The sequence below is a fragment of the Streptomyces odontomachicola genome (assembly GCF_039605595.1).
Taxonomy (GTDB): domain Bacteria; phylum Actinomycetota; class Actinomycetes; order Streptomycetales; family Streptomycetaceae; genus Streptomyces.
The window spans coordinates 1-25,743 of record NZ_JBCFOK010000011.1 but is presented as its reverse complement, the minus strand read 5'-3'; the positions used below and the strand labels follow the sequence as shown (position 1 = coordinate 25,743).

Here is a 25,743-nt window from a genome sequence, read left to right as displayed (position 1 = left end):
GGCGAGTTCCGGGCTGCCGAGTTGCCGAGCCGCTTGAGTCTCCAGCGGCTGGAAGGTCCAGGATCTCGTTCATGGACGACGAACGAGCCTCTGTGGGACCTGTCGAACGGCCAAGTGCGGCGCCCGGTCTGCTCACGATCGGTCAGCTCGCGCGCCGTACCGGTCTCCCGGTGCGCACCCTGCGCTTCTGGTCGGACGAGGGGGCGGTGCCGCCGGTGGCGCGCTCCGCCGGCGGTTACCGGCTGTACGACGCCGATTCCTTGGCCCGCGCCGAACTGGTCCGCACGTTGCGGGAGTTGGGCCTCGGGCTGGAGGACGTGTGCCGGGTGCTGAGCGGCCGGGCCACGGTCGCCGGGGTCGCCGACGCGCACGTGGCCGCGCTCGACGCGCGCATCCGCTCGCTCAAGGTGAGCCGGGCCGTTCTGTCCACCGTGGCGAAACGTGGCTCGACCGCTGAGGAGACGGCGCTGATGAACAGGCTGGCGCGGCTGTCCGCCGCCGAACGCGAGCAGATCGTCGAGGAGTTCAAGGAGGAGGTGTTCGGCGGCCTCGACATGGAGACCCGGCTGCGGGAGCGCATCCGCGGCCTCACCATCGACCTGCCGGACGACCCCGCGCCGGACCAGGTCGACGCCTGGATCGAACTGGCCGAACTGGTGCAGGACCCCGGCTTCCGCGCCAGGCTGCGCGCCTGGCTGGAGCTCAACACGCCCACGCCGGAGCGGCCGCGCCCGCCCGGAGCCTCCATCTGGTGGGCCCGCAGGATCGTGCACGCCGCCGCCGAGGCGCGAACGCGCGGCGTGGAGCCCGAGGCCCCGGAGGCGGCCGCGCTCCTCGCCGAGCTCTTTCCGGGCGCCGAGTCCGAGACCGAATCGCGCGCCGGATCCGACGGCCGCGCCGACTCCGGTACCGCCGCCTCCGCCCACCTGCCCGCCGTACTCCGCAGCCTCCAGTCCGGCCTGGACGCGGACGCCGAGCGCTATCGCCGCCTCGCCTCCCGCGTACGAGGCCGGGCCCCGGCCCCCGACGCCACCCCCGACCTGGAGTGGCTGGCACGCGCGCTGCGCGCGGCGACGGGGAATGTCAGTGGCGGGTGAGACGATCCGAACTCGGGATCGCAGCGAAGGCGGAGACGGGGGCGGACGCGTATGCGTATGCGGATGCGGAGGCGAGGTGGCGGCCGATGGAGCCGGCGGACGGCATGGCGGTGGACGGTGTGGCGGCGGACGAGATGGGGGAGAGCGCGGCGGCGGGTGAGGAGCTCGCATACGTACGGTTCGAGTCGCCGCACCGGAATTCCCGCGGCACCTTCACCGGCGTGTTCGGCCTGGTCAACAGGCTGGCTAAGGAGGGGCGGCTCTCCGAGGAGCAGGAGCGCTTCCGACGCGTCAACAACGACTGGTACGACGCCGCGTACACCGACCCCTCCACCGTGGACCCGGACGTCTACGACGAGGAGACCAACCCCGGTGCGGCGGCCTGGTTCAAGCCGACCGCCACCCACCTCCTCGAACGCGTCCCGGGCTATCTGGAGATCCTGCGCGCGCACGGCGTCGAGTGCCGGATGGTGCGCTCGGCCGACCCCGGGCGCCTGGTGTACGAGGACGAGGTGCAGGTGGTCGTCGTGCCGCGTACGTGACCCGGGCGCGCGGGCATGGCCGGAAGTGCACGCGCGACCGCCCCCGCCCGCCCCGGTACGACGCGGCGGCTCGCCCGCGGGCGGCCCTGCGGTCACCATGAGGGGCGAAGCCACCACGGCGCGCCCGCCCGGGGGCGAGCCGTAGCGTCGAACAAGGGATCGACCCATGGCCCTGCACCCCGTGAACCGCGAAGCGGCAGCGAGCCCCTTCGAGGACGTCTACGCGCTGCCGGTCAGCGAACAGGCCCTGCCCAAGCACCGGATGCCCGAACGGGTCTCCGAGGCGCGCGCCGTCCGCGCGCTCATCCACGACGAACTCGCCCTGGACGGCAACGCCTCGCAGAACCTGGCGACGTTCTGCACCACCTGGGCGGAGCCCGAGGTGCACGCCCTGATGGACGAGTGCCTGGACAAGAACATGATCGACAAGGACGAGTACCCGCAGACGGCGGAGATCGAGAACCGCTGCGTGCACATCCTCGCCGACCTGTGGAACTCGCCCGAGGAGAAGACCACCCTCGGCTGCTCCACCACGGGGTCCAGCGAGGCGTGCATGCTCGGCGGGCTCGCCCTCAAATGGCGCTGGCGGCAGCGCCGCCAGGAGCGCGGCGAGTCCACCGATCGGCCGAATCTGGTGTGCGGCCCGGTGCAGGTGTGCTGGGAGAAGTTCGCCCGCTATTTCGATGTGGAACTGCGTCAAGTCCCGCTGGAGAAGGACGCGTTGGGAATGTGTCCCCAACAACTGCGCGATTACGTCGACGAGAACACCATCGGTGTCGTCGGCATCCTCGGCGTCACCTTCACCTGCGTGTACGAGCCGATCGCCGAGATCTGCGCGGAACTCGACCGCATTCAGGAGGAGAAGGGGCTCGACATCCCCGTGCACGTGGACGCGGCCAGCGGCGGATTCCTCGCGCCGTTCCTCGACCCGGCGCTCGTATGGGACTTCCGGCTGCCGCGCGTCGCCTCCATCAATGCCTCGGGCCACAAATACGGAATGGCCCCGCTCGGTGTCGGCTGGGTGGTGTGGCGCTCGGCCGAACTGCTCCCGGAAGACCTCGTGTTCCGCGTCGACTACCTCGGCGGCGACCTGCCCACCTTCGCTCTGAATTTCTCCCGTCCCGGGGGAGAGGTCGTCGCTCAGTACTACAACTTTCTGCGCCTGGGCCGCGAGGGATATACGAAGGTGTACGCGGCGGCCGCCAGGACCGCGCAGGCGCTGGCCGAACGGGTCGGCCGAATGGGCCCGTTCACTGTTCTCCACGACGGAAGGGGTGCGCTGCCCGCCGTCTCGTGGCGGCTGACCGAACCGATCGGCGCCGGATTCACCCTCTACGACCTCACCGACCAATTGCGGCGCCGCGGCTGGCAGGTCCCCGCTTATCCGCTGCCGGCCGACCGCGGCGACACCGTGGTCCAGCGGGTCCTCGTACGGCACGGCACCGGCTACGACAAGATCTCCCTCCTGATCCGCGACATGGAGACGGCGGTGGAACACCTGCAGAACGGAGGGGCGGGGCACGCGTCGGCGCAGCCGAGTTTCCACCACTGAAAAGGGAGGGGCCCGGCAGCCGGGCCCCTCCGTCAGGCGGACGGTCTCAGGCGGACGTCACTTCGCCTGCGCGTACGTATTCACCTTGGTGGCCTTGAAGCGGTGCTTGTCTCCGGGCTTGAAGGAGAAATTCTTCTTCGAGCCCTTCTTGCACACGTACTTCGAGGTGTCGGTGTCCTTGATCTTGCCCTTCTTGTACCAGACGGTCACGACCCGGACGCAGCCCTTCTTGCTGGAGATCTTCTTCAGCGCGCCCTTGACTCCCTTGGTGTTGTGCTGCTTGAACACGATGCTGACGTCGTCGCGGGCCTTCGGCTTCGTCTCCGAATGCCGGCTCTGCTGGCCCTGCTGAGCCTGCCGGCTCTGCTGCGTCTGCTGCGCTTGCGGCGCGGGCTGCGCGACGCTTTCGGCGGCCGCGGGGCCCGCGGTGCCGAGCAGCACGATTCCGGCCGTGGCCATGCCGACGGCGGCCTTCTTTCCTGCGATCATGACGGTTCTCCCTTGGTCTCGTGTACTGACCGGCGCCATCCGGTCCGCTCGGTCAGGCGGGCCGGCGTGGGGCATTCGGCTCGGACCGGGGTTTCGCCGTAACGCACATTCCCCCGTATCCCCCCGTCGCGAAGAACACTTCGCGTCAAGCGACGTCAGAACATTTCCGCTTACGGAAACCCGCCCTCGTGAGGCGGCTGCTCCACACCATGCGCGAGGGGCACCGGTGAAGTCCTTAGCAGCGAGTGCACGGGACTTGGCGATGCGGCTCAGGCCGTGTGGCCGAGCGCCTCGCGCCGGTATGCGCTGGGCGGCATTCCGTACCGGGCGCGGAAGGCCCGCGTGAAGTCAGCGGCCTGCGGATACCCCCACCGCGCGGCGATCTGGTGGATCGCATGGTGGCTCAGCGCCGGATCGGCGACCTCACGGCGTGCCCGTTCCAGGCGCTGCTCGCGTATCCAGGCGGCCACCGTGGTGTCCTCCGCGCGGAAGAGGCGGTGTAGCTGGCTGAGCGAGATGTGGTGCGCTGCGGCGACGGCGCCGGGCGTGAGCTGCGGGTCGGCGAGGTGCCGCTGGATGAAGGAGCGGATGCGCAGGGTGAGCGTGCGCCGCCGGCGCTCCGGAGCGAGCGCGCTCCCGGCGCCGAGCTCGTGCGCGCAGAGCGCCGAGAGCAGGTCCAGCAGGACGTTTCCGAGCCGCGGGCCCTCGGAGGGGTGGAAGGACTCGGTGTCCGTCGTGATGCGGGTGAGGAACTGCGCCACCAGGGCGCCGAACCCCTCCTGCCCCGAAATCCGGCGCCCGAGCAGGTCGTTGAGCTCCTCGCCGTCCACGTTCAGCATGCGCCTGGGGACCTCGACCCCCACCCCCTGTACCGGCCCCTCGCCCTTCAGTGCCAGGCAGTCGTACGTGTGCGAGGAGTCGACCACGTACAGGTCGCCGGGCCCGTGCGGGGTCCCAGCGCCGGACTGGTCGACCACCACGGTCCCGCGCGGGACGAACGTCAGGTGGAACAGCCCGGGATCGGACTGCCGGGTCGGCTGCGGCGTCCGACAGAGCCGCAGAGGCGGCATCGTCGCAGGCCATACGTGTACGGCGCCGAGTTCCAGCGTCCCGCCCGTAATGCGCTGCCCCGTGCGCGTCTGACACATACTCATCAAACCCCCCGTTTGGATTGAGCATGACAGTCTTCGTGCATGAAGTGCCCATTGTGAGCAGAGGCAACTTTGCTGCAACAGCGCGATTTGCGCCGTACGAGCACTACCGCCGACGCCGTACGCGCGTACCGCCCCTCGACCGCCCCCGGTCGCCCAGCCGTCTACCGTCCGGCGCGGCCGAGGATGCGTCGCAGCTCAGCGATCGGAAGCTTGGGTTTCCGGTCCGCGTCGAGGAGGCCGTTGGTCTCCTGTTCGGTGTCGGTGAACTGGGTGTAGCAGAAGCCGGCGAGCCCCGAGTCCCGCGCGGCGCCGACCAGTTCGGTGAGGCGTGCGGCGAACTCCTCGGGCGTGGCCACGGTGCCGTAGCCGTGCCACTCCTCGCCCTCGCGGGGTTCGAAGGTCGTGCCGCCGAATTCGCTGAGGACGACCGGCTGCCCCTGGTGCGCGGCCCCGTGCAGCAGCAACCGCCGCGCGGCGGGCCACGGTTCGGGCAGCTCACCGCGGCGCACGGCGTCGGCTCCGTACCGCTCGCGCAGCGTGGCGCCCTCCTGCGCGTAGTCGTGCACGCCCCAGATGTCGGCGGCGGAGATCTCCCAGCCGTCGTTGGAGACGGCGGGGCGCGTCGGGTCGAGGGACTTGGTGAGGTGGTAGAGCGAGTCCATGAGGTGCCGCTGAGCCGGCACGCTGCCCGGATTCGGCACCGCCCACGACTCGTTGACCGGCACCCACGCGACGATCGAGGGGTGGCTGAGGTCGCGCGCGACCGCCTCCCGCCACTGCGCCGTCAGCCGCTCGACGGTGTGCGGGCCGAAGGCGTAAGCGGAGGGCATCTCCTCCCAGAGCATCAGCCCGAGCCGGTCCGCCCAGTACAGGAACCGGGGGTCCTCGATCTTCTGGTGGATGCGCAGGCCGTTGAGCCCCAGCTCCTTGGCCAGCTCCACGTCACGGCGCAACTCCTCCGCCGATGCGGCCAGATGGGAGCCCGGCCAGTAGCCCTGCTGGAGTGCGAAGCGCAGGAAGCAGGGCTTGTGGTTGAGCAGGAACACCCCGTCCGACCAGCCGATATCCCGCAGGCCGAGATAGGAGGACACCCGGTCCATGGCTCCCGAGTCCTCGGTGACGGTGACCTCCGCGTCCACCAGATTCGGGCGCTCCGGACTCCACAGCAGCCCGTCCAGGTCCTGGGCGTGCCGCAGTGCCGGTACGGAGATCTCGAACGAGGTCTCCCGCGCCTCACCCCGTACGGTCTGCTCCGCCAGCACGCGCCCCTCGACGGCGAGGCGCACCCGCACCTCGAACGGCGCCCGGGGCCAGGCGTTGAGCCGCAGATCGCAGCGGACCCGCGCGTGTGCCACATCGGGCAGCCAGTCCAGGCGCTCGACGTACCGCTCCGGCACCTCCTCCAGCCACACCGGCTGCCAGATCCCGGTCGTGCGGTGGTACCAGATCGCGTGCGGAGCGGCCTTCCAGTCCTGCTTGCCCCGCGGCTGCGTGGGGTCGAGCGGCTGGTCCTCGGCGCGTACGACGAGGGTGTGCTCCCCCTCGCGCCGCGATGCCCCGTCCGGTGCCGCCCCGTTCCGCAGTACGTCGGTGACGTCGCAGGTGAAGCCGGTGTGCCCGCCCTCGTGGCGGCCCACGGAATGCCCGTCCACCCAGACCTCGGCGCTGTGGTCGACGGCGCCGAAGTGCAGCAGCAGCCGACGACCCGGCGGGGGAGGGGAGGCCGTCAGGGTGCGCCGGTACCAGACGACGGGATGGAATCCGCGCTCCCGAAGGCCGGAGGCCGCCGACTCGGGCGGGTAGGGGACGCGCACGGTATGGACGTACGGGGAGGTCGTGGCGGGGTCCATCCAGCGCGCGTGACGGCCGGTGTCCTCGTCGTCGTAGGCCAAGGACCACGGGCCGCTCAGGTCCCGCCAGTCGGCGTCGCGCACGAGTTGGGGCCGGGGGTGTCCCTCTGCGTCCAGGAAGGAGCACGGCATGGGCCGCACCTCTCTCGTCGTAGGGCGGGATGCTTCGATTGGATGGTGCAGCTTTACAACGTTGTAATTGATCGCTGTGCCGAGGGTCAACCCGGCCGAGGCGTCCGCGGCGATAGGCTGCGGCGCGGGCGCCGCGAGGTGGGTGGTGCGCGAACGCGCCCGGGAGGCAAGCCGATTGGGGAGTGAGGGCCGCCGGTGTCAGCAGTGAGACTCAAGGACGTGGCCGACCGCGCCGGAGTGTCCGTCAAGACCGTGTCCAACGTTGTGCGGGAGCTTCCCGGCGTCTCCTCCGCCACCCGTGAGAGCGTGCTGCGGGCCGTCGAGGAGCTCGGCTACCGGCCCAACTCCACCGCGCGCGGCCTGCGTACGGGCCGCAGCGGGCTGATCGCGCTCGCAGTCCCCGACCTGGCCGTTCCCTACTTCGCCGAACTCGCCCAGCACGTACGCCTGGAGGCCGCGCGCGTCGGCCTCACTCTGCTGGCCGAGGAGACCAGCGGGTCCCCGGAGGAGGAGCGCCGGCTGGCAGCCGGGCTGGGCTCGTCCATGCTGGACGGCGTCATCCTCTCCCCGCTGCGCGTCGAACCCGCCGAACTCGCCGAGATCACCGAGGACTTCCCGCTCGTGCTGCTGGGCGAGCGCAGCTATGCGCACACCGAGGTGCGCGCCGACCATGTGCTGATCGACAACGTGGCCGCTGCCCGCGAGGCGACCGCGCACCTCGCCTCGCTGGGGCGCACCAGGATCGCTGCCATCGGCGCACAGCAGCCCGCGCCCGCCACCAGCCGGCAGCGCCTGGAGGGCTTCCAGCTCGCGCTGCACGACGCGGGCCTCACCTACGATCCGCGGCTGACCGCGACGGTGCCGGAGTTCGACCGCGCGAGCGGCCTCGCCGCCGTACGCCGGCTGCTCGAACTCCCTCCCGAACTCCGCCCCGACGCCGCCTTCTGCTTCAGCGACCTGCTGGCCGTCGGCGCGCAACGCGGGTTGTACGAGGCGGGGCTGCGCGCTCCCGACGACATCGCGCTGGCCGGCGTCGACGGCTCCGAGGAGGCGCTCTACAGCACGCCCTCGCTCACCACCGTCGTCCCCGACAAGGGCGTGCTGGCCGCACAGGCGGTGAAGGCGCTCGCGGCACGCATCTCGGCGAAGGCCAGCCCTCCGTACGCGGTGCACATCGCGCCGCACCGGCTGGAGGTGCGGGAGTCGACCAGCGGGGTGCGCGAGGCGATCGGGGGTGGGGACGGCGGCTGACGTCCCGCTTCGGCCGACTTCCGTTCGCTGCGGGGGGCTGTGAGGCTCTGCTTTTCAACGTTTACCGGCTATGCGTCGCCGATCGTGTACCGGTACACCTCCGTTTCGCGGGGTCGGAATCCGAGGCGCTGGTAGAGCCTGTTCGCCGCCTGTCGCTCGGGGTTCGAGGTGAGGTCCACGGTGTGGGCGCCCGCGCGTTCGGCCAGGCGCAGGGCCTCCTCGGTCAGCGCGGCGCCGACGCCGTGGCCTCTCGCGGCGCGGTCGACCACCACATCCTCGATGCGGGCCCGCAGCCCTGTCGGCACGGGGAATATCACCAGCGTCAGCGTCCCGACGATCTCCCCGTCGACTCGGGCCGCCAGCACGGTGTTCGCATCGCAGGCGAGGAGCCGGGCCAGCGCCTCGTGGTCCAGCGGCGGCTTCGCACCCGACAGTTGAGGAAGCAGCCGGGCGAACGCGGCGACCAGCTCGCCGTCCGCCTCGCCGACCCTCTCGATCTCCACACTCATGTCGGCGACCCTACCGAGCACCTCTGACAATCGCGCTGACCAGGAGTTCTGCCCCGCGTCCTGATTTCTCCCGCACCGCCGATGAGTTACGCGCCGCCGTCCCGTCTGCATGTCGTGCGGGGCCCCGCCCCCGCGCCCGCATGCGATCCGATCCGACCCGAGAAGGAGCGTGTACGCCGTGGACCAGGAGAAGGTGTGCGCCAACCGGACACTCCCCGTGCCCGTGGAAAGGGTGTTCGCGCTGCTCGCCGACCCGAAGACGCATTCCGCGATCGACGGCACCGGCTGGGTGCAGGCCCCCGTCGACGACGCGCCGCTGACCGAGCCGGGCCAGATCTTCCGGATGAACATGTACCACCCCAACCATCCCGACGGGGATTACCAGGTGGCCAACAAGGTGCATGTGCTCGACCCGCCGCACGCGATCGGCTGGATGACCGGGCAGCGGAAGAGCGACGGCCACCTGGAGTTCGGCGGCTGGACCTGGCGCTACGACCTCGCGCCGCGCGGGCCGTACGAGACGGAGGTCGTGCTCACCTACGACTGGTCGGAGGTGCAGCAGTACGTGCGCGAGTACCTCCAGTTCCCTCCGTTCGAGGTCGATCACCTCGACAATTCGCTGCGCCACCTGGCCGAACTCGCCACGCCGCCGCCCCAACAGGTCTAGGGGAGGGGCGGGTTGGGAGCCCCGGCCGAGCAGGAGGCGTAAGCGGATGACCGTCGTCCGCGGTCTTGTGGAACGTTCACTCCCACGTTAGAACTCGGTCAGTCGATCAACGTGGAGGTTCCCATGGACGGCGGCCCGATACGGCTCTCCCGACGACGAGCACTGGCGACCGCCGCGACCGCCGCGGCGGGCCTCGCGGGGGCGGGGGCGCTGGGGAACGGATCGGCTAGCGCGGCTGGCGCGACGCCGGGTGGCGGGCGGGGCGCCGAGGCTGGCGCGGATGCGAGCGCTTCCCCGGTTCCGCAGAGCTTCCGCGTGCGCGGCCTGCGCGAACCCGTGGAACTGATCGAGGACCGCTACGGCGTACCGCACCTTTACGCACGCAATGAGGACGACGTCTTCCTCGCGCAGGGATTCAACGCCGCCCGCGAACGCCTCTTCCAGATCGACCTCTGGCGACGCCGGGGTCTGGGTCGGCTCGCGGAAGTGCTCGGCCCGGACTACGTACAACAGGACCGCGCCACCCGGCTGTTCCTCTATCGCGGCGACATGGAAGCGGAATGGGCGCGCTATTCCGAGGACGCCCGGGATATCGCGGGCCGCTTCACCGCGGGGATCAACGCGTACATCGACTGGCTCGGCGAGAATCCCGGGCAGCTCCCCGAGGAATTCGGCCTCCTCGGTTACCGGCCGGCCCGCTGGCAGCCGGAGGACGTGGTCCGCATCCGCAGCCACGGGCTGACCCGCAATCTCACCAGCGAGGTAACGCGCGCCCGCGTCGCCGACGCCGCCGGGGTGGAGGCCGACCTCGTACGGCAGGGGCTGGAGCCGGACCATGAAACGGTCGTGCCGGACGGTTTCGATCCGGGCGCGCTGCCCAAGGACGTGCTCAAGGTCTTCGAGCTGGCCACCCAGGAGGTCGAGTTCACGAAGGGCCAGGTCCGCGCGGCCGCCGTGCGCGATCCCGCGACCGAGGGCAGCAACAACTGGGTGATCAGCGGGCAGCGTACGGCCACCGGGCGTCCGCTCCTGGCCAATGATCCGCACCGGGCCTACTCCGCGCCCTCGCTGCGCTACCTCGCGCACCTCTCGGCGCCCGGGCTCGACGTCATCGGCGCAGGTGAGCCCGCATTGCCCGGCATCTCCATCGGGCACAACGGCACGGTCGCCTTCGGCCTGACGATCTTCCCGATCGACCAGGAGGACCTGTACGTCTACGAGCTGGACCCCGCCGACCACGGCCGCTACCGGTACGGAGGCGGCTGGGAGCCCATGAAGGTGCTGCGGGAGAAGGTCGCGGTGCGCGGGGAGGCGGAACGCGCCGTCGAGCTGGCCTTCACCCGGCACGGGCCGGTGATCCATGTCGATGAGGAGCGCCATCGTGCGTACGCGGTGCGCACCGCGTGGCTCGAACCGGGGATGGCGCCGTATTTCGGCAGCGTCGCCTATATGCGGGCGCGCAACTTCCGCGAATTCACCGAGGCCATGCGGAATTGGGGTGCGCCGACCGAGAACCAGGTGTACGCCGATACGCACGGCAACATCGGCTGGGTGCCGGGCGGGCTGGCGCCGAAGCGCACCGGTTACGACGGCCTGCTGCCTGTGCCGGGCGACGGCCGGTATGAATGGGACGGCTTCCATTCCGGCGACGACCTGCCGCGGCAGCTCAACCCGGAGAGCGGCTTCTTCGCGACGGCGAACCAGTTCAACCTGCCGCCGGAGTACCGGGACATGGGGCTCGGCTACGAGTGGACCAACCCCTTCAGGCACCAGCGGATCGTGGAGGTGCTTTCGCGGCAGCGCCGCCACACGATCGCCGACTCCAAGGCGTTGCAGAACGATCAATTGTCCATTCCGGCTCGTCGTTTGACCGCTCTTCTCTCCGGGCTGGACAGCCGGGACCCCGAGCTGCGGCGCGCGATACGGATGCTCCGCGACTGGGACGGGGTGGAGTCGGCCGGGTCTGGGGCGGCGGCGCTGTGCGAGGTGTGGCTGTCCAAGCACCTGGGGCCGGGATTCGTACGGGCCGCCGTGCCGAAGGCGGCCGAGCTCATCGAGGAGGCCGACACCCTCGTTCTGCTCAACGAGCTGGAGAAGCCGGGGCGTTGGCTGCGGGACGAGGCGGCGCGCGACCGCCTGCTGCTGGACACCCTGCGTTCGGCGCGTGCGGAGGTGGGCGAGCGGTCGGGACGCGGTGAGGCGTCGTGGCAGTGGGGGAAGCTGCACCACAGTTACTTCGCCCACCCGGCGTCGGGGGCGTTCGACGCGGGTGAGCGGGCCCGCTTCGACGTCGGCCCGCTGCCGCGCGGCGGCTCCCCCGACACGGTCAATCAGTCGTCGTACCGCACAAGTGACTTCCGCGAGACGAACGGTCCGTCGTTCCGCATGATCCTCGACGTGGGCGAGTGGGACTCCTCGGTCGCGGTGAACACCCCGGGCCAGTCCGGCGACCCGTCCAGCCCCCACTACCGCGACCTGGCAGAACCGTGGCGTACGGGCGAGTACTTCCCTCTCGCGTACAGCCCCGAGGCGGTGGAGCGGGTCGCGGAGCGGAGGGTGATGTTGGTGCCGGGGGATGCGGGGCGCTGAGGTCGAGGCGTTTGGCGACGATCTGATCTCGCCGGTCATCGGCCCTTGTTGCGCCCGGCCGAAAGGCGCCTCGCGGTGCGGGCGGTTGAGGCGGTGGGCGGTCGGCGCGCGTTCTGCCCGTCGTGGGTCAGCAGGTCACGGCGTTGTTAGCCGTCCCCCAAGGCCGCCGTGGGCGAACTCGGTAATGGGGCTTGGCACTTGGAGCCCGGGCGTCTGAGTTCGAGTGCGTCGCATTGGAGCCAGGCGTGCCCCGCGTACAGGAGTGCTCGGCGACCTACGAGAAGGCGCGGGGAGCTTGAGGTGGCCAGCGAATTCAACCCGAGCGCGCGGGCGTTGGATCGGGCGCTGGCTCGGGCTGCCGAGGTGCTCAGGCGTGCGGGGCGCAGGTCCCCAGCACGTTGCTCAGAAAGGTCGTGGCCTGGTCGATGGCCGCCTGGGTCGCGCGGGCCGGGCGTAGGGCGTTGCGGATGGTGAAGTCGTGGACCACGCCGCGGTAGCGGGTCGCGGTGGTCGGTACGCCGGCGCGGTGGAGCTTGGCGGCGTACTCCTCGCCCTCGTCGCGCAGCACGTCCGCCTCGGCGGTGATCACGAGTGCCGGGGGCAGCCCGGCGAGGTGGCCGGTGGTCGCGCGCAGGGGCGCGGCGGTGATTTCCGCGCGCTGCGCGGGGTCGGGGGCGTACTGGTCCCAATACCACCGCATCGCTTCCCGGCGCAGAAAGGGACCGTCGGCGAATTGCCGATAAGAGGCGGTGTCGAAGTCCGTGCCGGTGACGGGGCAGATCAGGAGCTGCCCGGCGAGGCGGATATCGCGGTCGGCCTTGGTCGCCAGAGTGAGCGCGGCGGCGATATTGCCTCCGGCCGAATCACCGGCCACGGCCATGCGCGCCGGGTCCAGCCCCAGACCCGCTCCGTGTTTCACGAGCCATCGGGCCGCCGCGTACGTCTCCTCCAGCGCGACGGGATAGCGGGATTCGGGCGCGAGGCTGTAGTCGACGAAGGCCACGGCGGCTCTCGTTCCGTGCGCCACTTCACGGGCGATGCGGTCGTGCGTACGGTGGCTGCCGGCCACCCAGCCACCGCCGTGCAGGTAGAGAACCACCGGCAGCGGGCCGTGGGCCGGGCTCGGGCGGAAGAGAGTGAGGGGCGCTTCCGTTTGCGGATTCCGGAGGTGTTGTCTGGTGGTGCCCGGCACCTCGATGTGCGGTATCTGTCTGGCTTCCAGAGCCTTGCGCGCCTCGGACAGGCTCATTTGGAAGAGGGAACGGCGGCCGGCGATGCTATCGAGATAGGTCTGCACGACCGGTTCGAAAACGACCTTGTCCATCAGCGAATGGTAGCGAGCGTGGCACATTCGACCCCGTATCGCAGCATTCCTGTGTCACGGCTTGAGTGCCCGGAAATACAGGAACCTCGGCGCCGTCGTCAGCCGCTTGAATGCCTCCGGGTCCACGTCCTCGCACTCGGCGAGCGGCATCGGCTCCACGAGCTGGTCGACAGCGAAACCGGACTCGCGCAGCGCGGCGAACGACCAGCTCAGCGGGCGGCGGTAGAAGCGCACGCGGTGGGCCCGGTCGCCGATGGTCCACTCGTCGGTGAGCAGTTCGGTGACGAAGTAGTCGGAACGGTCGAACCAGTGCCAGTCCTCGCCGGGATGGTGGACGGAGATCACGAGCGCGCCGCCCGGGCGCAGCACGCGCCGCAGCTCCCCGAGGGGCGGGCCCCAGTCCTCGAGGTAGTGCAGCACCAGCGAAGCGGTCACGAGGTCGAAGGAGCCGTCGGGGAGGAAGTCGAGCGGATCTGCCAGGTCCGCTTGATGAAACCGGGCGGGACCGTCGGCACTGTGACCGCAGCGTTCCCGGGCGAGCCGGGCCATCACCGGGCTGCGGTCGATTCCGGTGACGTGGGCCCCGCGTTCGAGGAGGAGTTCTGCGAGGTGGCCGGCCGCGCACCCCACGTCGAGTACGCGCTTGCCCGCCACCTCCCCGGCCAGGGAGAGGAGCGCCGGGCGGTCGTAGTGGGTGTTGTAGACATTCGACGTCGCGTGCTCCGCGTAATCGTCACCGAGCGCGTCATATTGATCCGGCCCCACTGCGTACTCCCCCTCGACGGACTGGAACATGAACATCCAGTCCAGCACAGGGTGAGGGCCGGCGGAGGGCCCGTCAGGTGTGCCGGTGCCTCCATTGCGGACCCACCACGGCCCACTCGCGCTCCCACGCCTCCAGCCGTGCCCGGTCGAGCGAACGGCGCGCCGCCCAGCGGACGGTGAGCAGCGCCGTCGCTGCCGCTGCCGTGGCGGCGATGCCCGTGGTGACCGCCGCGTCGCGCACGGTCTGCGGGGTGAGCGGGGGCTCCGTCGGCCGGCCGTCGCGGGTGAGCCAGACCGGGACCCGGGCGCCCTTGGCGCGGTCGGGCGGCACGCGTACGTCGCCCGTGTGCACCCTCCCGTCGGCGCCCCTCCACCGCGTACGGGCTGTGGGATCGTCGACCGCGCCGTCGGCTTCGCGCAGCGAGGTGTCGGGCACGCTCTCCAGCAGTACGCCGGTCACCCGGTGGCGTTCGTGCAGCTCGACGTGGCGGGCCTGGCTCTTGGCCTCGTACATGAGCAGCCCGGTGGCCGCGCCGGCCGCCGGAGCGCCGAGTACGAGGGCGAGCCCGATCAGCAGTCCCAGCCAGGCGTCCCGCACGTCCCAGCGGCGCCGCAGCGGGCTGCGCCGCCAGCGCCACCGCCATCCGGTACCGCGCATGAGGACCCTCCCTTCTCCTCACCACGCTGCCTTCATGATGCACCCGGCGTCGGGGTCCAACGGCCGTTCCGGAAGGGCGGGTTCGGGCAGGTCGGAGCGTGTTCGCCGGTGTGCGGAATCCGGTTCGCGAACGGCGGATTCTGACCGGGGGAGGGCCGACGGTGGTCACCCCGGCGGCGTGGCCGACGGCGCCCGCCACCTGCTGCCCAGCTCCTGGTGCCGGTGGCTCGTGCGGGAGCGGGGAGCCTCGGCGTGAGCGCTCCCGCACGAGGTCTGTGTCCTAGCCGGGCTCCTCCGTGTGCGTGGCGTACTTCGACCGGGACAGAAGCTCGGGGATGACGTCGTACCGGTGCACGTACTCGCGCCACATCAGGGCCGCCTCGGCCGTGTGGTCGACGCAGGCGGTGTAGCCGCGGCAGGTGTCGGGGGAGAGGAGCCGTTCCAGTGCGGCCGTGTCGAGGTCCGCGCCCGACAGGCTCGCGTCGGGCTCGGCCAGGGGCGCGTGCGCGTCGCCGCCCATCGCCTCGCGCGCCTTCGCGACCGCCTCGGCGTCCCAGGTACGGGAGCGGCGCGGGGGATCTGGTGGCAGCTCGGTGGCGTGGCGCAGCGACGTGAGCGTCATGACGGTCCAGCTGTCGAAGCAGTGGCGTACGGCAGGCGGCAGGGCGGTGGAGCAGGTCAGATAGCTGAGGTAGTCCGCGAGCTGACGTACCGTCACGCCCTCCCTGAGCAGCATGGAGCAGGAGTTGAAGTCGTCGCCGGACTTGGTCTCGTCGTGGGCGATCTGCCACATGTCGTGGGCCAGCGCCGTGGCGATCTTCCACTCGTCGAGCCGCGGGTCGGCCGAGAGCCCCGCGTAGAAGGCGTTGCGGGCGACCTGGACGTCCGAACCGGCGTCCACGGCGCGCATCGCCAGCCTGTCGGGCAGCGGTATCACCGCGGGGTCGTGGTAGCCGCAGGTCAGCCGGGTGGCCATGTTGGACACCAAGTTGCCCAGGTCGGGCACCCACTGCTGCTCGACGGCGCCCGGCACGTCGAGGTGCGGGGAGAGGTGGTCGAGGACGACCCGGGTCAGGCGCCCGACCTCCGCGGCGCAGTCGGTGCCCGCGTAGCGCTGGTCGACCAGGGCGGTGATCGGCCAGAAGTGCATGGTCGCGATGATCACGTCGACAGGGACCTCGGCGCTGTGGCAGTGCGCGGCGAAGCGGCAGGCCGATTCGCAGGCGCCGGAGACGGTCTCGCGCGCCACCCGCCACATCTGCGCGTCGCCGCGTCCGCCGCCGAGGGCGCAGGGGCGGTCTGGCGGATCGGTGCGGTAGCCGTGGCCGCTGACCTGGCGCAGATACGGAGGGACCCAGCGCAGCATGCGGTCGTCGGTGCGGGCCGCGGCACGTGCGGCGAGGGCGCCGACCACGCCGACCAGCGGGTCGTCTGTGACCAGCGTGCCGTCGTGTACCTTGCGTGCCCGCCGCCGCCACTCGCCCCCGGCGTCCGAGCGGTCGAGCGCTTCGGCGATCTCGTCGGTGAGCAGGTAGTCCACGGGTTCCGCCAGCGCCACGGCGGCCTGGAACGGGCGGAGGCCGGCGTCCGCGATGCGCCGCGGGTGGTCGTAGAGGCTGAGGAGGTCCAGCTGGTGTAAGGCCATGTGCGTCTCCGTCGGGGAGGGAGGGGAGGATGTGGCGCCGGAAGTGCGGTGAGCAGCACGGACGGTGGGAGGAGTACGGGGCGCCGGATGCCCGTACAGTCGACTCGCGGGCCACGCCCTGAACAACCCTCGGCCCACGGCGCATCAGCGCACGGCCCGTACCCGGGGCATCGCGGCGTACGCGCGCGGAGAACCCCACGGCGCCACATCGCGGCGCACGCGCCAGCGCCCGGAAAGAAGCACAGCCGGGTCGGTGCGCGGCCGACTTCAGCGATACGCCCTAGCCGTCCGGGTGAACGCTTGGGTTAATCAAGCCTCGCAGCCAGGGTGCGCCTGGTGAGACTCCGTGGGAAGGCGAGGCGACTTGATGACAGGACATTTATGGAAGCCGGCATCCGACCGGGAATTCGCTGTGCGTGATCAGGAATCCCCGGTGTCCGAGCGGGAGTTGGCGCCCGCCCGGACGTACATCGTCGGCCGCACCATGAATTCGACGGAGGCGTGCATATCATGACGCCTTCACGGAGTTCCGTTTCCGCGCCGGGGCCCACGCTTCCCGCCGTGTTCTGCCCGATCCCCCCGGCGATCAACCCCTGCGCCGCGGCCGTCCACGAACGGGCCGTCGACTGGCTCGGCCGGCAGGGGCTGGGGCGGACGGGCAGGGACCGCTCGGCGGTCCTCGACAGCCGCGGCGCCGACTGGGTATCGCGGCTCGTTCCGCACGGCAGTCCCGACCGGGTGCTCCTGATGGCCAAGTGGGTCTACTGGGGCTTCCTCTTCGACGACCACCGCTGCGACGCCGAGCCGTACGGCAGCGATCTCGCCCGCTTCGTCGAGCTGGCCTCGCGGCTCATCCAGGACCTCGCGCGCCCCGCGCGCGCCGCCCGTACCGGCGGGCGGGCAGGTCGGGGCGATCCGTACGCCGCCGCGCTGCGCACCCTGCTGTCCGACCTGTGCGCCCACGCCACACCGGCCCAGCGGCGGCGCTGGATCGACGGCAACAGGTGCTGGCTCGACGGCGTCGTGTGGCAGAACTCCTACTCCCAGCGCGGCACCGTCGCGCCGGTCGACGACTTCCTCGCCTTCCGCCGCGCGACCACGGGACTGCCCGTGGTGATGGCGATGTTCGACCTGGCCGACGGCGACGAACTGACCGACACCCTCCTGCAGGACCCCGGCGTCGCGGCGCTGACGGAGATGGCCCGCCTGATCATCGGGATCGACAACGACCTCCAGTCGTACGGCAAGGAGATGTGCCTGGAGGAGGTGGACCAGAACGTCCTCACCGTGCTCGCCGCCCGCAGGGGGAACGCGGCGCCCGACGAGGCGCTGCCCGAGGCCGTGCTGCTGCGCGACCAGATCATGGCCGCCTTCCTGGACCTGGCCGCCCGCGTCACGGCCGACGCGCCCCACCCGGCGCTGCGCCGCTACGTCGACAACCTCGGGCACGCGATCCGCGGCAACCTCGACTGGGGCCTGGCCGTGCCCCGTTACCTCAAGGCGCCGGGCTGGCACGACCGTACGCAGCGGATCACCACGGCCCCGCCGACGCCGTTGACGCCCGCCGGGCTGGCGGAACTGCCCTCGATCGCATGGTGGTGGGGCCAGCTCGCCGCCCTGCCCGCGCCGCGGCAGGGCACGGTCCCGACGGCCTGCGAACGGTCGGGGAGGGTGATGCCGGTATGAGGACGACCGGTGACGCGGTCCGGCACGGCGGCAGTGGGAGTGGACGCAAGGGCAACGGCGGCAAGGGCGGGGGCAGCAACGGCGCCAAGGGCAGCAAGGGCATGGGCAGCATCCCCCTCGCGGCCGGGTCCTTGCCCCTCGTGGGGCACACGCTGGGGATCCTGCGGTCGCCGCTGGACTTCCTGTCGTCGCTGCCGGCTCAGGGAGACCTCGTACGCGTGCGGGTCGGCCCGCTCACGGCGGTCGTCGTGTGTGATCCCGCGCTGACCCGTATGGTCCTGCTCGACGACGCCACGTACGACCGGGGCGGGCCCTTCTACGACCGGGTGCGGGAGAGCATGGGCGAGTCCGGCCTGGGCACCTGCCTGCACGAACGGCACCGCAGGCTGCGGCGGTTGATGCAGCCCGCCTTCCACACCTCGCGGCTGCCCGGTTACGCGGCGGCCATGACCGCCTCCGTCGCCGAGCGCATCGGCGAGTGGCGGGACGGCCAGGCGCTGGACGTCACCGCCGAGACGCACGCCATCGCGGTGCACACGCTCACCCGCACCATGGTGGCCACCGCGCTGACCCCGCAGCAGATCGGCTCGGTCGTGGACGACGTCACGGCGGTCATCCTCGGCATGACGCGCCGCATGGTCGTCCCCGCGCCGCTGGACAGGCTCCCCAGCCCGGGCAACCGCCGCTACTGGCAGGCCATGGGCAGGCTCCGGCGCACCTTCGGCGGGATCATCGCCGAGCGGCGGGCCGACGGCGGCGACCGCGGGGACCTCCTCTCCGCGCTGCTGGACGCCCGCGACCCCGAGAGCGGCCGGCACGCCTTCTCCGACGCCGAGGTCATGGACCAGATCATGACGCTCTTCCTGGCGGGCTCGGCGACCACGGCCAACGGCCTCACCAACGCCCTCTACCTCCTCACCCAGGACCCCGGGCTCGAAGCGAAGCTGCACGCGGAGGTCGACGAGGTGCTGGGCGGAGGCGTGGCCGCGCTGGAACACCTGCCGCGGCTCGCCGTCACCCGCCGCATCGTCACCGAGATCCTGCGCGCCTACCCGCCCGCGTGGCTGCTGACCAGGGTGGTGGCGGCCGACACGACGCTCGGGGGACACCCCGTACCGGCGGGGGCCACTGTCGTCTTCTCCCCGTACGTCATCCACCGGCGCGGCGATCTGTACCCGGAGCCCTGCCGCTTCGACCCCGACCGGTGGGCGGAGGCCAAGCCGCCGCGCGACGCCTTCTTCCCCTACGGAGCGGGCGCCCGGAAATGCGTGGGCGACCAATTCGGGGAGATGGAGACCGCGTTGACGCTCGCCTCCATCGCGTCGCGCTGGCTGCTGCGCCCGCCTCCGGGCTACCGCGCCCGGCCCTCGCTCGGCGCGACCCTCGGCCTGCGCAAGCTGACCATGACGGCGTCGCTGAGGGGGTGCTGAGGGGAGGGAGGAGGGAGGAGGAGGGGAGCCGAACGGGGCACGGAGCGCAGTGGCGAGCCCCCTCCTCGCCGAGTGACACCTCCCCGCCCGCGCCTCGGCCCCGTACCTCTGTCCCCGTACCCCTGTCCCCGTTCTCCGTCCGGGGCCTCGTCCTCGTACGCTCTCCGCATGATCGAAGACCGTGCCGAGATCCAGGATCTGAACAGCCGTTACGCGGTCGCCTTCGACGGCGGGCGGCTCGACGAGGCCGTCGAGTGCTGGGCGGAGGACGGGGTGCTGGACGAGACCGAGACCGGGTTCGGGCTGTTCGAAGGCCGCGACGCGATCCGGGCCTTCTTCCGCGACACCCTGATGGCGAACTCAGCGCACGTGATCCACATGATGTTCAACCACCTGATCACCCGCATCGACGGCGACCACGGCGAGGGCAGTGTCCACTGCCAGGTCGAGGTGGTGAAGACCGACGGCGGCTATGCGCGCGCACACGTCAAATACACAGATCGCTACGTCCGGGACGGCGGCGGCTGGAGATTCGCCAGCCGCGTCGTCACGTCCGCCTTCCCCCACCAGGCGCTCACGACCTGACACTCCGGGTCCGCCGTCCCGGCGGCTCCCGTGTCAGTAACCCCTCCAGACGTTGTCGAAGGCGGCCTGCTCTATCGCCCGGCGCTGTCGCACGGCCTCCAGCTCCAGCACCGCGTCGTCGACGGCGGCGAGCACGGTGGCGACGGGGCCCTCGGCGACGCCCAGGGTGTCCTCCGCGGGCTTGCCGCGCGGTCCGGCGGCGGTCACCAGCGCGGCCAGCACGGGCTCGCCCGACCGGTGGCGCTCGGCCGCGCGGCGGCGGGCGGGGGAGTCGGGCGGGGCCGTCCTGCGTATGCGGGAGGGGAGCCTGTGGTGGCGTTGCCGGGGGATCCGGGGCTCGTCCTCCAGGGCCGCCAGATAGGTGGAGGGCAGGCCGCGGCCGCGGCGCCACAGCCATTCCTCGACCGATTCGTGCGGGAGTTGACGGGAGAGCGCCGAGGCGGCCTCGTCCAGCAGGCGGTCGGGCAGGCTCATCGGGTCGCCCGGCACGATGGCGTCGCCGTCCAGCGTGGCGGCTCCCGCGTCGAGGAGGTCGATCAGCTCGGCGCCGGCGAGGGCGAGCGCGAGGTCGCCGGCTTCCCCCGAGCCGCCAGGGCCCGCGTCGAGGGCGGTGAAGACGAGATCCCACGGTGTGGTCATCGGGACTCCCTGCGAGAAGGTCCCCGGCCGCGGCCGGGGAGGCGAAGCATCCGCCACGTGGGCACAACGCCGGGCGTGGGAACGGGAGTTCCGCACTTTCGCGACCGACGCCGAACCGACCCCGAAAGGGTGAGAAAGGCGGTCCCGAGGGGCGTCGCGCGTCCACCGGCCCTACGGCGAAACGCCCCGCCCGGCCACGGCGCGCGGACGGCGGCACTGCATTGCGTACGCCGGGCATTTCGTACGCCGCTCCGTGTTCCCGAGCACAAGCCGTGCTCCCGCGCACAGACAGCCGTCCAACGACCCACCGCGGCCTTTGACTTGCCCTCGACCGCTGCCTACCTTCCCCTCGTACTCGCTGCCCGGTCACCGGGAGGAGCGGCGTCATGAGCGTGCTGTCCACGAGGTTCACCGAGAGGTTCGCCGTCGCGCACCCCTTCGCCTGCGCCGGAATGGCCTTCGCGGGCGGGACCCCCGATCTGGCGGCCGCCGTCAGCGGCGCGGGCGGCGTCGGCGCGGTGGGGGCCGCGCTCCTGCCGGCCGAGGGGCTGCGGGAGATCATCCGCGCCGTACGGGAGAGGGTCGGGGACGCCCCGTTCGGCATCAACCTGATCACGTACTTCGACACCGCGGAGCCGGTACGGGTCTGCGCCGAGGAACGTGTGCCGATCGTCTCCTTCCACTGGGGCCACCCGCCCGCCGACCAGCTCGAACGGCTGCACCAGGCAGGGATCTCGGTGTGGGAGCAGGTCGGCGGCGCCGAGGCGGCAGGGATCGCCGTGGACGACGGGGCCGAGGTCGTCATCGCCCAGGGCTGGGAGGCCGGCGGCCACAACTACGGCGGCCTGCCCGCCATGGTCGGCGTCCCCGCCGTGGTGGACGCCGTGGGCGACCGCGCACAGGTGCTCGCCGCGGGCGGCATCACCGACGGACAGCAGGTCGCCGCGGCTTTGTGCCTGGGAGCCGACGGCGTATGGGTGGGTACGCGGCTGCTCGCCTCGCCCGAGGCGCAGGTGCACCCCGAGCACCACGGCCGGCTGCTGCGCGCGCGGGGCGAGGACACCGTGCGCTCGGCGGTGTTCGGGCGCGAGTGGCCGGAGTTCAACCCGATGCGCGTGCAGCGCAACCGCGTGGTGGCGGAGTGGAACGACCGGCTCGACGAGATCCCCGCGCCCGGCGACGCGCGCGAACGGATCGGCACCCTCTCCTTCCAGGGCGAGGAGACCGTGCTGCGGAAGTTCGGCGTGCTGCCGCCGTTGCCTGGCACCGAGGCCGACTGGGAGGAGACCCCGTGGCTGATGGGCCAGGGCGTCGGCCTCGTACGCGAGGTGAAGCCGGCTGCGGAGATCGTCGGGGAGATGATGCGGGAGGCGGAGCGGACGCTGGCGCGGGTACGGGGCGAGGGCGCCGGTTCATGACGCTGACGGCCGTGCGTGGTGAACCTCCCTTCCGCGCAGGGGAGTCGGCAGCCACTCCGCGCGTGCACTGCCGAGCCGGGGAGTCGTACGGGGCCAGCGCGGCGGGGTCTCGCTCATGCGGATGACGGGGCCGAGGCTCTTGAGGTCGCCGTACGCCGTGCCCTCGTCCGTGACCGCATAGCGCGCGAACTCCTCGGCGCTCAACCGCCCCGGCGCCCCGGCGAAGTCCCCGATGAGGCCCTGGCGTTGCAGGAGCATGGACGACTGGCAGAGCGAGACCTGCACGTGGTACGAGCCGCCCTCGCGTGCGCGCTTTGCGAGCGCGAGCATGGCCCCGTACCCGCCGAGGAATCCGGTGAGGAAGTCGCAGAGGTAGACCGGCGTGAGCTGCGGGCGGCCGCCGTTCGCCGCCTCGCCCTGGAGGACGCACGCCCCGGTCACCGCCTGCGCGACCTGGTCCCAGCCCGCGCGGTCGCCGAACGGGCCGCCCGCACCGAAGCAGTTGACGCTCACGTACACCATGCCCGGGCGCAGTCCGGCGAGGTCGTCGGGGCCGAAGCCGTGCGCGGCCATGCGGTGCGGGCGGTATCCCTCGATGAAGACGTCGCTGTCCGCGGCCAGCGCGCGCAGGCGGGCCGCCTCCTCGGGGTCGGTGTAGTCGAGGTACGTGCTGCGCTTGCCGTGGCTGGTGTCCCGGACGAAGGGCGGCACCTGGGGCAGGTGCGGCGCGGTCACCATGAGGACGTCGGCGCCGTGTTCGGCCAGGCTGAGCGCGGCCGTGGGGCCCGCGAGGATCCGGGTCAGGTCGAGGACGCGGACCCCGGACAGCGGCTCCGCGCCGTGCTCCCCGCCGGGCAGGGGTTCGGGCGGGGCGTCGCCGAGCTTGGTGATCTCCACGACGGGGCGCGCGGCGAGGTGGGCGCCGTGCGGGTGTGCGCGCCATTCCTCCGGCGTACGTACGGTCCCGCCGCACGCCCCCGCCGCGGCGACGGCGTCCTCCAGGTCGTCGGCGCGCCACCTGCGCACGGCGTCCCGCACCGAGGCGGGCGTGGGCTCGCAGCGCAGGACGTCCAGCACCCGGCGTTCGAGGTGCGGAAGGTTGAAGTGCGGCAGGAACCAGCGGCCGTCGGCGGTCGGCCACGGCTGGGTGAGCGCGACCATGTGCGCGACGTCGGGCGACAGGGGCGCGGGCCGGTATGCGCCGTCTCCCTCCCGTACGAGGGTCATGTCCTCGCCGCCGAGGGCGGTCGCCGCCGCGGCGCGCACGTCCACCGCGAGGCGCTGGCGGCGGCCCGTGCGCGCCTCCCACAGGTCGTTGGCCGCGACGGCGCGGGCCGCCAGCGCGTCGGCGAGCGTCCCGCCGATGCGGAACGGCGAGGCGAACAGCGGGTCGGAGCCGGTGAGTTCCACCTCGCCCGCGTCCGGTGGCGGCCCGTCCCGCAGCGCCATGAGGTCGTCGAACGCGTTCGGCGTGCTGGGTGTGTCGCTCATGCCAGTGCTGCTCATCCCCGTGTCCGTGCTGCTCATCTCCGTACTCCTCTCCGGCGTTCTCGGTCCGGCGTTCTCCATCCGGTGCTCTCAGTCCTGCTGGGCGGCGTCGACCACGATGCGGCCCGTGCCGTTCCCCGCGAGGAGGCCGGCCGCGGCCTCCTGGGCCTCCTCGAGCGGGACGACGCGGGTGAGGGAGTCGAGGAGCGCCGGGTCGAGGTGGCGCGCGAGGCACTGCCAGGCCGCTTCGCGGCGGTCGATGGGTGTGCGGACCGAATCGATTCCCACAAGAGAGATGCCGCGCAGGATGAACGGCAGGACACTGCCGGGGAATTCGGCGCCTCCCGCGAGCCCGCAGACGGTGGCGGTGCCCGAGTGCCGGAGGCCGGCCAGTGCGCCGGAGAGCACGTCGCCTCCGACCGCGTCGATCACTCCGGCCCAGCGCTGTGTGGCCAACGGCCTGCCGGGCGCGGTCAGTTCGGTGCGGTCGAGTACGCGGGCGGCGCCCAGCGCCGTGAGGCGTTCGCCGAGTGCTTCGGGGCGGCCGGTGGCGGCTGTCACCTCGTACCCCGCTCCGGCGAGCAGCGCGACGGCGATCGAGCCGACGCCGCCGCCGGCGCCGGTGACCAGCACGGGACCGTTCCCGGGGGCCGCGTCGTGGCGTTCGAGCGCGAGGAGGCCGAGCGCCGCGGTGAACCCCGCGGTGCCGATCGCCGCCGCCTGCCGCGGGCCGAAGGCTTCGGGAACCCGTACGAGATCGTCGCCGTTGACCGCGGTGAACTCCGCGAGCCCGCCGTGCAGTTCCTCGCCTAGCCCCGCCCCGTCGAGGGTGACCACATCGCCCTCCCGCCACCGCGGGTGCCGGGACGCGACGACCTCGCCGGTCACGTCGATGCCGGCCACGAGGGGGTGTCGGCGCACCACGCCGGGGGCGGCCCCGCAGGGCGAGGGCGTCCTTGTAGTTGATGCTGGAGTAGCGCACCCGCACGGTGGTGTCGAGATCGTCCAGCAGCGTGGTGTCGAGCTGTTCGAGCTGCGCGCGCGGCCCGTCCGGAGTGTCCCGCACGATCCATCCCTTGAACGACGTCATCGCGTCATCCGTCCTTTCCTGACCGGTGTTCTTGCTGCTGCCACGGTGAGAACTGCTGCCACGGGAATTGCTGCCGCAATTCCCGCCGGGGCTGATCGCGCCTTGATATGCACCGTAGGAAGCGGGAATCCGCGGGGGAAATGCCTGTCGATGCGCCCCCATGCCTCGTGTGCATGGCTCGGTAGGCTGCGTGCCATGGATATGGAGCTGCGGCATCTGCGCGCTTTCGTGGCGGTGGGGACGCTGCGTACGTTCACGGCGGCAAGCCGCGAACTGCTGATCACGCAGCCCGCTTTGACCCGTACGATCCAGCAGCTCGAGGCGTCGGTCGGTACGCGGCTGCTGGAGCGCACCCCGCACGGGGCCGAACCCACCGAAGCGGGCGCCGCATTGCTGGAGCGCCTTCGCGGCGTACTGCACGACCTGGACTCGGCGCTCGCCGCCGCCGGCGGGCACGCGGGGCTGCGGATCGGCTTCCAGTGGGCGCTGCCCGATCCGTGGACCAGCGAGCTGCTGGACGCGTTCGAAACCGCGACCGGCGCGCGGGCGACCCTCATCCGGCGCGACGACATCGTGACGGCCCTGCACGCGGGCGACGTCGACGCCGCACTCGTACGCGGCGAGGTGCACGCTTCCGGCATCGCCGGCTCACCGCTGTTCGAAGAGGAACGGCTCGCGGCCGTCGCCGCGGGGTCGGATCTCGCGGCCGCCGGCGCGCTCGACTGGGCCGAGCTGTCCGCGCACCCGCTGATCGTCAACACCGTCAGCGGGGCGACGGGTCCGGAGGACTGGCCGGAGGGGGAGCGGCCCGCGCGGGTCGTCGAGTGCGGCAGCTACGACGAGTGGCTGGCCCTCATCGCCGCCGGCCGGGGCGTCGGCTCCACCACGACCTCGGCGGCCCGCGCCCACACCCACGCCCGCGTCGCCCACCTGCCCTTGCGGGGCGCGCCGCGCGTGACGCTCCGCCTGCTGTGGCCGTCCCGCCGCGCGAACGACCCGCTGCTGCGCCGCCTCGGAGAGCTCGCGCACTCGCCGGCGTGATGTACGTGGGGGCGGTACGGGGGCGAGCGCTCGGTCCGTACGTACACGCCGCGCAGCGCCACCACCCGCTCAGCGCAGCTTGCGCAGGTAGGGGTCGCGGTGGGCGCGGGGCATGAGGCGTACGCGGGCGTCCAGGGCCAGC

Annotated in this window: 22 protein-coding genes; 11 read left to right on the top strand and 11 right to left on the bottom strand. The window is 71.9% G+C overall.

Translation table 11 applies throughout. From position 1 onward, the window contains the following. Positions 1 to 71: 71 nt before the first annotated feature. The 3 genes from ABEE00_RS20740 (at position 72) to gad (ending at position 3,191) form a co-directional block, all read left to right on the top strand. Positions 72 to 1,097, top strand: a complete 1,026-nt coding sequence (locus ABEE00_RS20740; protein ID WP_345747088.1) for a helix-turn-helix domain-containing protein — start codon at positions 72 to 74, stop codon at positions 1,095 to 1,097. A gap of 134 nt (positions 1,098 to 1,231) precedes the next feature. Then, a complete protein-coding gene (locus ABEE00_RS20735; RefSeq protein ID WP_345747286.1) occupies positions 1,232 to 1,639 on the top strand; it encodes a hypothetical protein in 408 nt (135 codons plus the stop codon). Positions 1,640 to 1,805: 166 nt separating this feature from the next. Beyond that, entirely contained in the window at positions 1,806 to 3,191 is a 1,386-nt protein-coding gene (gene gad / locus ABEE00_RS20730; RefSeq protein ID WP_345747087.1) for a glutamate decarboxylase, read from the top strand. A 57-nt stretch (positions 3,192 to 3,248) separates the two neighbouring features. Here the strand turns inward: gad and ABEE00_RS20725 are convergent, their stop codons facing one another. The 3 genes from ABEE00_RS20725 to ABEE00_RS20715 form a co-directional block, all read right to left on the bottom strand. Next, positions 3,249 to 3,680, bottom strand: coding sequence for a hypothetical protein (locus ABEE00_RS20725; RefSeq protein WP_345747086.1), 432 nt, complete (start codon positions 3,678 to 3,680; stop codon positions 3,249 to 3,251). Positions 3,681 to 3,949: 269 nt separating this feature from the next. Further along, complete coding sequence (locus ABEE00_RS20720; RefSeq protein ID WP_345747085.1) at positions 3,950 to 4,750, bottom strand: AraC family transcriptional regulator; 801 nt, start codon at positions 4,748 to 4,750, stop codon at positions 3,950 to 3,952. 245 nt (positions 4,751 to 4,995) lie between these two features. Then, positions 4,996 to 6,816 (bottom strand): glycoside hydrolase family 2 TIM barrel-domain containing protein, encoded by a 1,821-nt coding sequence (locus tag ABEE00_RS20715; RefSeq protein ID WP_345747084.1) that lies wholly within the window; start codon positions 6,814 to 6,816, stop codon positions 4,996 to 4,998. Positions 6,817 to 7,011: 195 nt separating this feature from the next. On the opposite strand from ABEE00_RS20715, the gene ABEE00_RS20710 reads away from it, so the two are divergent. Continuing rightward, positions 7,012 to 8,067: a LacI family DNA-binding transcriptional regulator gene (locus ABEE00_RS20710; protein ID WP_345747083.1), complete on the top strand. Its 1,056-nt coding sequence runs from the start codon at positions 7,012 to 7,014 to the stop codon at positions 8,065 to 8,067. A 68-nt stretch (positions 8,068 to 8,135) separates the two neighbouring features. On the opposite strand, the gene ABEE00_RS20705 is transcribed toward ABEE00_RS20710, so the two are convergent. Continuing rightward, positions 8,136 to 8,576, bottom strand: a complete 441-nt coding sequence (locus tag ABEE00_RS20705; RefSeq protein ID WP_474775252.1) for a GNAT family N-acetyltransferase — start codon at positions 8,574 to 8,576, stop codon at positions 8,136 to 8,138. Positions 8,577 to 8,754: 178 nt separating this feature from the next. Between ABEE00_RS20705 and ABEE00_RS20700 the strand changes: the two genes are divergently transcribed. Both ABEE00_RS20700 and ABEE00_RS20695 read left to right on the top strand, forming a co-directional pair. Further along, complete coding sequence (locus ABEE00_RS20700) at positions 8,755 to 9,243, top strand: SRPBCC family protein (protein WP_345747081.1); 489 nt, start codon at positions 8,755 to 8,757, stop codon at positions 9,241 to 9,243. Between the two features lie 315 nt (positions 9,244 to 9,558). After that, positions 9,559 to 11,832: a penicillin acylase family protein gene (locus ABEE00_RS20695; RefSeq protein WP_345747080.1), complete on the top strand. Its 2,274-nt coding sequence runs from the start codon at positions 9,559 to 9,561 to the stop codon at positions 11,830 to 11,832. 367 nt (positions 11,833 to 12,199) lie between these two features. On the opposite strand, the gene ABEE00_RS20690 is transcribed toward ABEE00_RS20695, so the two are convergent. The 4 genes from ABEE00_RS20690 to ABEE00_RS20675 all read right to left on the bottom strand — a co-directional run bounded on the left by ABEE00_RS20690 (position 12,200) and on the right by ABEE00_RS20675 (position 16,224). After that, the gene (locus tag ABEE00_RS20690; protein ID WP_345747079.1) at positions 12,200 to 13,156 is read right to left on the bottom strand and encodes an alpha/beta hydrolase; all 957 of its coding nucleotides are present in this window, start codon (positions 13,154 to 13,156) and stop codon (positions 12,200 to 12,202) included. Positions 13,157 to 13,210: 54 nt separating this feature from the next. Continuing rightward, positions 13,211 to 13,957 (bottom strand): class I SAM-dependent methyltransferase, encoded by a 747-nt coding sequence (locus ABEE00_RS20685; protein ID WP_345747078.1) that lies wholly within the window; start codon positions 13,955 to 13,957, stop codon positions 13,211 to 13,213. Between the two features lie 37 nt (positions 13,958 to 13,994). Then, entirely contained in the window at positions 13,995 to 14,579 is a 585-nt protein-coding gene (locus tag ABEE00_RS20680; RefSeq protein WP_345747077.1) for an Rv1733c family protein, read from the bottom strand. 280 nt (positions 14,580 to 14,859) lie between these two features. Beyond that, the gene (locus ABEE00_RS20675) at positions 14,860 to 16,224 is read right to left on the bottom strand and encodes a hypothetical protein (RefSeq protein ID WP_345747076.1); all 1,365 of its coding nucleotides are present in this window, start codon (positions 16,222 to 16,224) and stop codon (positions 14,860 to 14,862) included. Positions 16,225 to 16,785: 561 nt separating this feature from the next. Here ABEE00_RS20675 and ABEE00_RS20670 point away from each other — a divergent pair. The 3 genes from ABEE00_RS20670 (at position 16,786) to ABEE00_RS20660 (ending at position 19,925) form a co-directional block, all read left to right on the top strand. Next, on the top strand, positions 16,786 to 17,910 hold the full coding sequence (locus tag ABEE00_RS20670) for a terpene synthase family protein (RefSeq protein WP_345747075.1): 1,125 nt from the start codon (positions 16,786 to 16,788) through the stop codon (positions 17,908 to 17,910). Further along, entirely contained in the window at positions 17,907 to 19,340 is a 1,434-nt protein-coding gene (locus ABEE00_RS20665; RefSeq protein WP_345747074.1) for a cytochrome P450, read from the top strand. The genes ABEE00_RS20670 and ABEE00_RS20665 overlap by 4 nt, the downstream gene beginning before the upstream one ends. Positions 19,341 to 19,508: 168 nt before the next feature. Then, positions 19,509 to 19,925, top strand: a complete 417-nt coding sequence (locus tag ABEE00_RS20660; protein WP_345747073.1) for a nuclear transport factor 2 family protein — start codon at positions 19,509 to 19,511, stop codon at positions 19,923 to 19,925. Positions 19,926 to 19,958: 33 nt separating this feature from the next. Here ABEE00_RS20660 and ABEE00_RS20655 read toward each other — a convergent pair whose 3' ends face one another. Further along, positions 19,959 to 20,564, bottom strand: coding sequence for a GPP34 family phosphoprotein (locus tag ABEE00_RS20655; RefSeq protein ID WP_345747072.1), 606 nt, complete (start codon positions 20,562 to 20,564; stop codon positions 19,959 to 19,961). A gap of 386 nt (positions 20,565 to 20,950) precedes the next feature. On the opposite strand from ABEE00_RS20655, the gene ABEE00_RS20650 reads away from it, so the two are divergent. Next, positions 20,951 to 21,982 carry an NAD(P)H-dependent flavin oxidoreductase gene (locus ABEE00_RS20650; RefSeq protein ID WP_345747071.1) on the top strand — a complete coding sequence of 344 codons (1,032 nt, stop codon included), beginning with the start codon at positions 20,951 to 20,953 and terminating at the stop codon, positions 21,980 to 21,982. On the opposite strand, the gene ABEE00_RS20645 is transcribed toward ABEE00_RS20650, so the two are convergent. Further along, positions 21,977 to 23,509 (bottom strand): CoA transferase, encoded by a 1,533-nt coding sequence (locus ABEE00_RS20645; RefSeq protein ID WP_345747070.1) that lies wholly within the window; start codon positions 23,507 to 23,509, stop codon positions 21,977 to 21,979. The two genes, ABEE00_RS20650 and ABEE00_RS20645, sit on opposite strands and share 6 nt — an antisense overlap. Before the next feature lie 51 nt (positions 23,510 to 23,560). Further along, positions 23,561 to 24,373: an acrylyl-CoA reductase family protein gene (locus ABEE00_RS20640; RefSeq protein WP_345747069.1), complete on the bottom strand. Its 813-nt coding sequence runs from the start codon at positions 24,371 to 24,373 to the stop codon at positions 23,561 to 23,563. A gap of 382 nt (positions 24,374 to 24,755) precedes the next feature. Here ABEE00_RS20640 and ABEE00_RS20635 point away from each other — a divergent pair, with 382 nt between their 5' ends. Beyond that, entirely contained in the window at positions 24,756 to 25,601 is an 846-nt protein-coding gene (locus tag ABEE00_RS20635; protein ID WP_345747068.1) for a LysR family transcriptional regulator, read from the top strand. Positions 25,602 to 25,743: the final 142 nt, after the last annotated feature.

Bases quoted from the DNA above. Each gene is read 5' to 3' on its own strand.
- ABEE00_RS20740 (WP_345747088.1), top strand. From the start codon at position 72: ATGGACGACGAACGAGCCTCTGTGGGACCTGTCGAACGGCCAAGTGCG.
- ABEE00_RS20735 (WP_345747286.1), top strand. From the start codon at position 1,232: ATGGGGGAGAGCGCGGCGGCGGGTGAGGAGCTCGCATACGTACGGTTC.
- gad (WP_345747087.1), top strand. From the start codon at position 1,806: ATGGCCCTGCACCCCGTGAACCGCGAAGCGGCAGCGAGCCCCTTCGAG.
- ABEE00_RS20725 (WP_345747086.1), bottom strand. From the start codon at position 3,680: ATGATCGCAGGAAAGAAGGCCGCCGTCGGCATGGCCACGGCCGGAATC.
- ABEE00_RS20720 (WP_345747085.1), bottom strand. From the start codon at position 4,750: ATGCCGCCTCTGCGGCTCTGTCGGACGCCGCAGCCGACCCGGCAGTCC.
- ABEE00_RS20715 (WP_345747084.1), bottom strand. From the start codon at position 6,816: ATGCCGTGCTCCTTCCTGGACGCAGAGGGACACCCCCGGCCCCAACTC.
- ABEE00_RS20705 (WP_474775252.1), bottom strand. From the start codon at position 8,576: ATGAGTGTGGAGATCGAGAGGGTCGGCGAGGCGGACGGCGAGCTGGTC.
- ABEE00_RS20690 (WP_345747079.1), bottom strand. From the start codon at position 13,156: ATGGACAAGGTCGTTTTCGAACCGGTCGTGCAGACCTATCTCGATAGC.
- ABEE00_RS20685 (WP_345747078.1), bottom strand. From the start codon at position 13,957: ATGTTCATGTTCCAGTCCGTCGAGGGGGAGTACGCAGTGGGGCCGGAT.
- ABEE00_RS20680 (WP_345747077.1), bottom strand. From the start codon at position 14,579: ATGCGCGGTACCGGATGGCGGTGGCGCTGGCGGCGCAGCCCGCTGCGG.
- ABEE00_RS20675 (WP_345747076.1), bottom strand. From the start codon at position 16,224: ATGGCCTTACACCAGCTGGACCTCCTCAGCCTCTACGACCACCCGCGG.
- ABEE00_RS20665 (WP_345747074.1), top strand. From the start codon at position 17,907: ATGAGGACGACCGGTGACGCGGTCCGGCACGGCGGCAGTGGGAGTGGA.
- ABEE00_RS20660 (WP_345747073.1), top strand. From the start codon at position 19,509: ATGATCGAAGACCGTGCCGAGATCCAGGATCTGAACAGCCGTTACGCG.
- ABEE00_RS20655 (WP_345747072.1), bottom strand. From the start codon at position 20,564: ATGACCACACCGTGGGATCTCGTCTTCACCGCCCTCGACGCGGGCCCT.
- ABEE00_RS20650 (WP_345747071.1), top strand. From the start codon at position 20,951: ATGAGCGTGCTGTCCACGAGGTTCACCGAGAGGTTCGCCGTCGCGCAC.
- ABEE00_RS20645 (WP_345747070.1), bottom strand. From the start codon at position 23,509: ATGAGCAGCACGGACACGGGGATGAGCAGCACTGGCATGAGCGACACA.
- ABEE00_RS20635 (WP_345747068.1), top strand. From the start codon at position 24,756: ATGGATATGGAGCTGCGGCATCTGCGCGCTTTCGTGGCGGTGGGGACG.